This window comes from Solirhodobacter sp., from assembly GCF_964715405.1.
Window position 1 is genome coordinate 106,539 of record NZ_CBAICG010000010.1, and the last position, 9,073, is coordinate 115,611.

A 9,073-nucleotide genomic window follows, 5' to 3' on the forward strand; every position below is an offset into this window, starting at 1 on the left:
TCAGGCCCCCATCTTCTGTTCGAGGTGCTCGACACGGGTGTCGATCGAGTGAATGTACTGACCGAGCCCGATAAGGATGCCGGTCTGGCCCTCCTGACCCAGCTTCAGATCGTCAATCTTCTCGGCCAGCTCGCCAATCCTTCCTTCAACCTGCCCGAGCTTTTCCCGGATCAGCCGAAGCTGTTCAAGCACGAGGTTGTCGACACTCTCGCCCATCTCAGCCCCCCACCGTGTAGCGGGCCCAAAGCCCCCAGAGCACGTCGTATTTCGCCAGGAACGCCACGATCACCACCCAGCCGAGGCTCATCGGCAGGAACACCTTCCAGCCGATCCGCATCAGTTGGTCGTAGCGGTAGCGCGGCACGATCGCCTTCACCATGGCGAACATGAAGAAGAAGAACGACATCTTGGCCACCATCCACAGCACGCCGTCCGGCAGGCCGGGGATCGGGCTGAGCCAGCCGCCGAAGAACAAGAGCGAGATCAGCGCGCACATCAGAAAGATCGCGATGTATTCGCCGGCCATGAACAGCAGGTAGGGGGTGGAGGAATACTCGACCATGAACCCCGCGACCAGTTCCGACTCCGCCTCCGGCAGGTCGAACGGCGGGCGGTTGGTTTCGGCCAGCGCCGAGATGAAGAACAAGACCACCATCGGCAGGTGCGGCAGCCAGTACCAGTTCAACAGGCCCAGATGCCCGCGCTGCGCGTTCACGATGTCGCCGAAGTTCATGCTGCCGGTCGAGATGATGATGCCGATGATGATCAGCCCCAGCGACACCTCGTAGGAAATCATCTGCGCCGCCGAGCGCAGCGACCCGAGGAACGGGTATTTCGAGTTCGAGGCCCAGCCGCCCATGATGACGCCGTAAACCTCCAGCGACGACACCGCGAAGACAAAGAGGATCGCCACGTTGATGTCGGACAGCACCCAGCCTTGGGCGAAGGGGATCACCGCCCAGGCCAGCACCGCCAGCACGAAGGACAGCATCGGGGCGAGGAAGAACACCACCTTGTCGGCCCCGGCGGGCACGACGATTTCCTTGACCACGTATTTCAGCGCGTCGGCCACCGATTGCAGCAGACCGAAGGCGCCCACCACGTTGGGGCCGCGCCGCATCTGCACGGCGGCCCAGATCTTGCGGTCGCCGTAGACGAGGAACAGCAGCGAGATCATCACGAAAGCGATGATCAGAAGGCCCTGAAGCAAGATCAGCAGCGTCGTGCCCAGTCCCGTTTGCAGAAAGTCAGCCATCGTGCCTCATCCTCTGACCCTCGGTCGTCAGACCGTCGGTATTCCCTGCATTCCGCAATCGCGCACCGTCACCTCGGCGTCGATCGTCATCAACCCCTGGGGCAGCGCGGCCGAGATGGTGTAAACCGCATCCCCGCGCCAAACGCCACCCTCTTGCGCCACATTCGTCCGCACATGGCGGGCAAATCCGAAGCCCCGGATCAGCGCATATTGCGCCGCCGCACAGCGGGCGTAGGCGTCCACATCGGCATCGGTGCGCGCGTCCTTCATCGACACCACGAAATCCACCAGATCGCCATCCAGCAGCACCGTCTTGATGCCCAGATAGGTCGGGTGAAAATCGCCCTGCCCCATCCCCTGCGAGGGCTGGTCCGCGCAGCCCGCCAGCCCCGCCAGGGCGGTCAGGCTGATTACGCAGAGGCCGCGACGCAGGCGCATCCGCTGTCACTCCGCCGCCAGCGGGGGGGCGTGCCGCGCGGCCTGCGCCAGCGACAGTTCCGCCATCAGGCCCGAGGCCCGCGCAATCGGGTTGGTCAGGTAGAAATCCTTCACCGCGTTGCGGAACTCGGCCCTGGCGGGGGGGCGCACCGCCAGCGGCGTCCAGCCGTTGTCGGGCACAAGGTCGATGCCCGCCAGATGCGGATGCGCGGCGATCAGCGCGCGGCGCAGGTCTGACAGGGTATCCCAGGGTTGGGTCTGGCCCAGGTCCGCCGACAGCGCCCGCAGGATCGCCCAGTTTTCCTTCGCCTCGCCCGGCGGGAAGCCAGCGCGGAGCGCCAGTTGCGGCCGCCCCTCGGTGTTGACGAATAGCCCGGTTTCCTCGGTATAGGCGGCGGCGGGCAGCACCACGTCGGCGCGATGCGCGCCGCGGTCGCCGTGGCTGCCCTGATAGATCACGAAGGCGCCCGGCGCAATTTCCACCTCGTCGGCGCCGAGGTTGTAGACCACCCCGGCCCCGTCCAGCGCGGCGCTCAGGCCGCCCTCGGTCACCGCGCCCACGTCCATCGCGCCGACGCGGGCGGCGGCGGTGTGCAGCACCAGCAGTTTCGCGTTCGACACCTCGCACAGCTTCATCGCCAGCGCCAGCACCGCCTCGCCGTCGGCCTCGTTGATCGCGCCCTGCCCGACGATGACGATGTTGCTCTTGGCCTTCATCGCGTCGGAATAGCTCGCCTCGGTCAGCGCCACCAGCGCGGCGCGGTCGGTGCCGTTGTGGTGGTAGTCATAGGTCAGGTCGACGGCCGCGCCGACCAGCCCGACCACCGCGCCATTGGTCCAGGCCTTGCGGATGCGGGCGTTCAGCACCGGCGCCTCGTCCCTCGGGTTGGTGCCGATCAACTGGATGCCCTTCGCGCCGTCGATATCCTCGATCCGCGCATTGCCGACATAGGCCGAGCGGTTGCCGATCGGCAGCTTGGCGCCATCGGTGCGGCACTCGACATGGCCGCCCAGCCCCTCGATCAGCCCCTTCAGCGCAAAGGCCGCCTCGACCGGGACCAGATCGCCGACCAGCCCGGCAACCCGCTTGCCCTTCATCGCCTTGGCTACCGCCGCCAAAGCCTCGCCCCAGCCCGCACGGCGCAGCTTGCCACCCTCGCGGATGTAGGGCGTATCGAGCCGCTGACGCCGCAGGCCGTCCCAGACGAAGCGGGTCTTGTCGCTGATCCATTCCTCATTCACGCCGTCGTTGTTGCGCGGGATGATCCGCATCACTTCGCGGCCCTTGGTATCGACGCGGATGTTGCTGCCCAGAGCGTCCATCACGTCGATGGTCTCGGTCTTGGTCAGCTCCCACGGCCGCGCGGTAAAGGCGTAGGGCTTGGAGGTCAGCGCGCCGACCGGGCAGAGGTCGATGATGTTGCCCTGCAGGTTCGAGTCAAGCGTCTGGTTCAGGTAGCTGGTGATCTCGGCATCTTCGCCGCGCCCGGTCTGGCCCATCTGGGTGATCCCGGCGACTTCCGAGGTGAAGCGCACGCAGCGGGTGCAGGAAATGCAGCGCGTCATCGCGGTGGCGACCAGCGGGCCGAGGTTCAGATCCTCGCTCGCCCGTTTCGGTTCGCGGTAACGGCTGAAATCGACGCCGTAGGCCATCGCCTGATCCTGCAGATCGCACTCGCCGCCCTGATCGCAGATCGGGCAGTCGAGCGGGTGGTTGATCAGCAGGAACTCCATCACGCCTTCACGGGCGTGGCGCACCATCGGGGTGTTGGTCTTGACCACCGGCGGCTCGCCGTTCGGGCCGGGGCGCAGGTCGCGCACCTGCATGGCGCAGCTTGCGGCGGGCTTCGGCGGGCCGCCGGCCACTTCCACCAGGCACATCCGGCAGTTGCCCGCGATGGTCAGCCGCTCGTGGTAGCAAAAGCGCGGGATCTCCACCCCAGCGACTTCCGCCGCCTGGATCAGCGTCATCGCGCCATCGACCTCGACCACGATGCCGTCGATGCTGATTTTCTTGAGGTCAGCCATGAGCCTGCTCCGCCGTCTTTGCGGCCCCGCGGCGGATCGTCCGCCCGGTCGCCGTGTTCCCTTGCGGCCCGCCGAAGGCAGGGCCGGTGATCCCGTCATCCGCCGGGCCGAAGCCGCGGCACCGCGCACGCCGCCCGGTCATTGCAAGCCCTCGCGCGCCAGCATCGGCACCACGCGGGCATCGAACAGATCGGCCCGCGCCAGCACGCATTTGCGCCGCACGCCGAACAGCTTGGCCTCGTTGCGCGCGGCGAAGCGGTCGAAGGCCCGTTTGACCCCGCGCCAGCCGGTGCCGTAATCGTCGCCCACGATCACGCCGTTCTCCGACAGCAGCGGGTAGAACTGGGTCAGATCGCGCAGCACGCTTTCAAACTCGTGGCCGCCGTCGATATGGATCAGATCGGCCTTCACGCCCTTGCGCGCAAAAACCACCGCGGCGGTTTCCGACGGCATCGGCACCGGCTCGATCACCGCGTCGAGCCCCTCGGCGCGGATGTTCTTGAGAAAGGTCTCGTAGAGCGTCGGATAGCCGTTGCGCAGGCGCAGATCGGCGCGCATCGCGTCGTTGGTCCAGTGCTCGGGCGAGCCGAGCCAGGTATCCACCGCATAGATCCGCGGCGTCAGCCCGATCGCCAGCGCGACCCGCGCCATGTGCACCACCGAGCGGCCCTTCCAGACGCCGATCTCGATGATCGTCGCGGGGCGGAACTCGCGGATCACCGCATCGAGTAGCGGATGGGTCGAGCCGCGCCAGCCCTGCAGATCGACCTCGCGCTCGATCGCGTCGGCTCCCGCATAAAGCGCGTCGAGATCGTCACCGAACAGCGTGACGCCGGGCACCGGCCCGCCGCCGCCCTGTTCCGTCGCACTGTCGATCCCCGGCACCATGCCCGTTTCCCGATCCCCTGCCGTCACGGCCTACTCCGCCGCCATCGCGCCCATGCGCCCGGTCTTGCGGGCCTTGATGCGGTCCTCGATCTCGCCGCGGAATTGCCGGATCAGACCCTGGATCGGCCAGGCTGCCGCGTCGCCCAGGGCGCAGATCGTGTGGCCTTCAACCTGCTTGGTCACCTGTTGCAGCATGTCGATCTCTTCCAGTTCCGCCTCGCCGCGCACCAGACGGTCCATCACGCGCATCATCCAGCCGGTGCCTTCGCGGCAGGGGGTGCACTGGCCGCAGGACTCGTGCTTGTAGAACTTCGACAGCCGCCAGATCGCCTTGATGATGTCGGTGGACTGGTCCATCACGATCACCGCCGCAGTGCCAAGGCCCGAGCGTTTCTCGCGCAGCCAGTCGAAATCCATGATCGCGTCGTCGCATTCCTCGGCGCGCAGCAGTTGCACCGACGAGCCGCCGGGGATCACCGCCTTGAGGTTCTTCCAGCCGCCGCGCACGCCGCCGCAATGCTTTTCCAGCAGTTCCTGCAGCGGGATCGACATCGCTTCCTCGACCACGCAGGGGTTGTTGACGTGGCCCGAGATCGCAAAGAGCTTGGTGCCCGCGTTGTTGGGCCGTCCGAAGCCCGCGAACCATTCCGGGCCGCGCCGCAGGATGGTGGGAACCACGGCGATCGACTCGACGTTGTTCACCGTGGTCGGGCAGCCGTAAAGCCCCGACGCGGCGGGGAACGGCGGCTTCATCCGCGGCATGCCCTTCTTGCCCTCCAGGCTTTCCAGCATCGCGGTTTCCTCGCCGCAGATGTAGGCGCCGGCGCCGTGGTGCAGGTAAAGGTCGAAATCCCAGCCCGAGCCGCTGGCGTTCTTGCCGATCAGCCCGGCGTCATAGGCTTCGTCGATCGCGCGTTGCAGCGCCTCGCGCTCGCGGATGTATTCGCCGCGGATGTAGATGTAGGCGGCATGGGCGCCCATCGCGAAACTGGCGATCAGCGCGCCTTCGACCAGCGTGTGCGGGTCGTGGCGCATGATCTCGCGGTCCTTGCAGGTGCCGGGTTCGGATTCGTCGGCGTTGATCGTCAGGTAGCAGGGCCGCCCGTCGGACTGCTTGGGCATGAACGACCATTTCAGCCCGGTCGGAAACCCCGCCCCGCCGCGGCCGCGCAACCCGCTGGCCTTGATCTGTTCCACCAGCGTGTCACGCCCGCGGGCGAGGATGTCCTTGGTGCCGTCCCAGGCGCCACGCTTGCGCGCGCCCGCCAGGGTGCGGTCGTGCATCCCGTAGATGTTGGTGAAGATGCGATCCTGATCGGTCAGCATGTCAGTTCCTCAATTTCCCTGGCGGCGGCGAAAGACACGCCAGGTCACGACCAGCGCCCAGACGAATGCGGCCAGCGCCGCGAAGTCGAGCAGGAAGGCATAACGGGCGTCGATGCCCAGCTTCCCGCCCAGATAGTTGCCCAGCACCCACAGGATGCCCGTCGCCGCGATCACGATCGCCGCCAGCCGGGCCTGGCTGGCAAGATGCGCGTCCTCGGCGGGGGTGGGTTTGCGGGCCATCGGTTCAGGCGACCCCGCCCTTGTCGGCGGCAAGCGCCCGCGCCTGCGCGACCCAGTCGTCGCGGGTGACGCGGCCCTTGAAGCCTTCGAGGTTGTCATCCATCCACGCCACCTCGGCCGCCGTCCAGCCCGCGATCTGGTCGAAGTGGTAGATGCCCAGGCTGTTGCACAGCACCGCGAGCTTGGGGCCAATGCCCTTGATCCGCGCCAGATCATCCGCGCCGCCTTCGCGCGCCGCCGTCAGCGCCACCGGGCGGGCGGCCTCGGCGGGCGCAGCAGCGGGCGTCGAGGCCGGAGCCGGAGCGACCTTGCCCAGCCAAGGCGCAGTCAGCACCATCTCGGTGCCGTCGATGCGTTTCAGCGTATCGCCCATCTCCACCGCCGCCTGCGCGCTGGCGTTGTAGCGCGCGCGGCCCGCCGCGTGGTCGGTCAGGCTGGTCAGCCCCGACCGCGGCTCGGCGGCATAGCGGCCGTTCTGCGGGCCGGGCACCGGCACGCGGCCCGCCGCCATCTCGGCCAGCAGCGCCTCGAACTTCGCCGCCGTCAGGTCTTCGTAGTAATCCTTGCCGATCTGGGCCATCGGCGCGTTCGCGCAGGCGCCCAGGCATTCGACCTCTTCCCACGAGAACTTGCCATCGGCCGACAGCATGTGCGGCCGCGCCGCGATCTTCGATTTGCAGACCGCGATCAGGTCTTCCGACCCGCAGAGCATGCACGACAGCGTGCCGCAGACCTGCACATGCGCGACCGAGCCGACCGGTTCAAGCTGGAACATGAAGTAGAAGGTCGCCACCTCCAACGCGCGGATATAGGCCATGCCGAGCCGGTCGGCGACATGCTCGATCGCCGGGCGGCTGAGCCAGCCTTCCTGCTCCTGCGCCCGCCACAACAGCGGGATGATCGCCGAGGCCTGTCGGCCGGGCGGATATTTCGTGATCTGCGTTTCCGCCCAGGCCTGATTGGCGGGGCTGAAGGCGAAGGCTTCGGGCTGGTGGGGGGCGAGGCGACGTAGCATCAGGAAGCTGCTCCGGTCTGGGAAAGGGCGGCAAGGGCGACCGCGCAGACCAGCGCGGCCGCGATCCCGGCGGTCAGGTGTTTTGACGTGGCGTGACCCTGCCGGGCATAGATCCAGGCATCGGCGAAGGCCATGAAGGCGAAGACGGCGAACAGGAAGGCGATCACCTTCAGGTCGCGGTAAAGCGTGGCGCCAGCCGCCAGCGCGGTGAAGGCGACGTAGCGGTCGGCCATCACCTTGGGCAGATCGGCCAGCCGGTGGGTGGTCTGCGCCAGCCCCTTGACCGGATCGCGCAGGAACAGCACGGCCAGCATCCCGGTGATCAGGATGCCACCCGCCGACAAGGCGATGGCAAGGGGGGCGAGCGGGATCACTGGCACGATCCCGAAGTGCGCGCAGCGGTCATTTGCAAAGCTCCGGCACGAGGGTCAGGTTCATGTTGGCGCCGGTCAGAAGCTTGCCCTGTTCCTTCAGCCGCTGCGAGGCCGCAGCCGCCTTTTCCGGCCCGAGGCCGGAAGCCGCGATGATGTTCTGGGCATTGTCCGGCGACACCACGCAGCCCGCCGCCTTGACCGCCGCCATAAAGGCCGCAATCTCTTCCGGCCGCGGCCCGCCCTCGGCAAGCGCCGAAAGCGCCGCGAGGATCAGGCCCGCCGCGAGAAGCGCGCTGCGCAAGGTCACCGGTCGATCTCCCCGAACACCACGTCGAGCGAGCCGATGATCGCCGACACGTCGGCCAGCAGGTGGCCCGAGGCGATGAAGTCCATCGCCTGCAGGTGCAGGAACCCCGGCGCGCGGATCTTGGCGCGGTAGGGTTTGTTGCTGCCGTCAGCGACCAGATAGACGCCGAACTCGCCCTTGGGCGCCTCGATCGGGCAGTAAACCTCGCCCGCCGGAACGTGGAAGCCTTCGGTGTAAAGCTTGAAGTGGTGGATCAGCGCCTCCATCGAGGTTTTCATCTCGGCCCGCTTCGGCGGCGTCAGCTTGCCGCGCGCCAGCACGTCGCCGGGTTCGGCGCGCAGCTTGGCCAGCGCCTGCCGCACGATGTGCGTCGACTCGCGCATCTCGGCCATGCGGCACAGATAGCGATCGTAACAGTCGCCGTTCTTGCCGATCGGAATCTTGAACTCGAACTCGTCGTAGCACTCATAGGGCTGGCTGCGGCGCAAATCCCAGGCGAGGCCCGAACCGCGTACCATCACGCCCGAAAAGCCCCAAAGCTGGATGTCTTCTTCCGTCACCACGCCGATATCGACGTTGCGCTGCTTGAAGATGCGGTTCTCGGTCAGCAACCCGTCGATATCGTCGAGCACGCGCGGGAATTCGATCGCCCACTGGTCGATATCCTCGATCAGTTTCGGCGTCAGATCCTGATGCACGCCGCCGGGGCGGAAATAGGCGGCGTGCAGCCGCGCCCCCGAGGCGCGTTCGTAGAACACCATCAGCTTTTCGCGCTCTTCAAAACCCCAGAGCGGCGGCGTCAGCGCGCCCACGTCCATCGCCTGCGTGGTGACGTTCAGCAGGTGGTTCAGGACGCGGCCGATTTCCGAGTAGAGCACACGGATCAGCGACGCGCGGCGCGGCACCACGACCCCGGTCAGCTTCTCGATCGCCAGACACCAGGCATGTTCCTGATTCATCGGCGCCACATAGTCCAGCCGGTCGAAATACGGCAGGTTCTGCAGGTAAGTGCGCGATTCCATCAGCTTTTCGGTGCCGCGGTGCAACAGCCCGATATGCGGGTCGCAGCGTTCCACAATCTCGCCGTCCAACTCCAGCACCAGACGCAAAACACCATGCGCGGCAGGGTGTTGCGGGCCGAAGTTGATGTTGAAGTTGCGGATGCGTTGCTCGCCGGTCACGGCATCGTCGAACTTGCCGTC

The 9,073-nt window shown here is 66.9% G+C and carries 11 protein-coding genes; all 11 read right to left on the minus strand.

Annotation, left to right across the window (positions count from 1 at the left end; translation table 11 throughout):
* Nucleotides 1-216 carry a hypothetical protein gene (locus AC11WY_RS06700; protein ID WP_482923788.1) on the minus strand — a complete coding sequence of 72 codons (216 nt, stop codon included), beginning with the start codon at nt 214-216 and terminating at the stop codon, nt 1-3.
* 1 nt (nt 217) lies between these two features.
* A complete protein-coding gene (gene nuoH / locus AC11WY_RS06705) occupies nt 218-1,255 on the minus strand; it encodes an NADH-quinone oxidoreductase subunit NuoH (protein ID WP_482923790.1) in 1,038 nt (345 codons plus the stop codon).
* A 27-nt stretch (nt 1,256-1,282) separates the two neighbouring features.
* Entirely contained in the window at nt 1,283-1,693 is a 411-nt protein-coding gene (locus AC11WY_RS06710; protein ID WP_482923792.1) for a hypothetical protein, read from the minus strand.
* Nucleotides 1,694-1,699: 6 nt separating this feature from the next.
* A complete protein-coding gene (gene nuoG, locus AC11WY_RS06715; RefSeq protein WP_482923793.1) occupies nt 1,700-3,721 on the minus strand; it encodes an NADH-quinone oxidoreductase subunit NuoG in 2,022 nt (673 codons plus the stop codon).
* A 138-nt stretch (nt 3,722-3,859) separates the two neighbouring features.
* Nucleotides 3,860-4,636, minus strand: a complete 777-nt coding sequence (locus tag AC11WY_RS06720) for a class I SAM-dependent methyltransferase (protein WP_482923795.1) — start codon at nt 4,634-4,636, stop codon at nt 3,860-3,862.
* A gap of 3 nt (nt 4,637-4,639) precedes the next feature.
* Entirely contained in the window at nt 4,640-5,935 is a 1,296-nt protein-coding gene (nuoF, locus tag AC11WY_RS06725; RefSeq protein ID WP_482923797.1) for an NADH-quinone oxidoreductase subunit NuoF, read from the minus strand.
* Nucleotides 5,936-5,944: 9 nt separating this feature from the next.
* Entirely contained in the window at nt 5,945-6,175 is a 231-nt protein-coding gene (locus AC11WY_RS06730) for a DUF5337 domain-containing protein (protein ID WP_482923799.1), read from the minus strand.
* 4 nt (nt 6,176-6,179) lie between these two features.
* Nucleotides 6,180-7,190, minus strand: a complete 1,011-nt coding sequence (nuoE, locus tag AC11WY_RS06735; RefSeq protein ID WP_482923801.1) for an NADH-quinone oxidoreductase subunit NuoE — start codon at nt 7,188-7,190, stop codon at nt 6,180-6,182.
* On the minus strand, nt 7,190-7,564 hold the full coding sequence (locus AC11WY_RS06740) for a hypothetical protein (RefSeq protein ID WP_482923803.1): 375 nt from the start codon (nt 7,562-7,564) through the stop codon (nt 7,190-7,192). The genes nuoE and AC11WY_RS06740 overlap by 1 nt, the downstream gene beginning before the upstream one ends.
* A 28-nt stretch (nt 7,565-7,592) precedes the next feature.
* The gene (locus AC11WY_RS06745) at nt 7,593-7,871 is read right to left on the minus strand and encodes a hypothetical protein (protein ID WP_482923805.1); all 279 of its coding nucleotides are present in this window, start codon (nt 7,869-7,871) and stop codon (nt 7,593-7,595) included.
* Nucleotides 7,868-9,073, minus strand: a 1,206-nt coding sequence (locus AC11WY_RS06750; RefSeq protein WP_482923807.1) for an NADH-quinone oxidoreductase subunit D, incomplete at its 5' end; no start/stop codon positions are given. The genes AC11WY_RS06750 and AC11WY_RS06745, both read right to left, overlap by 4 nt.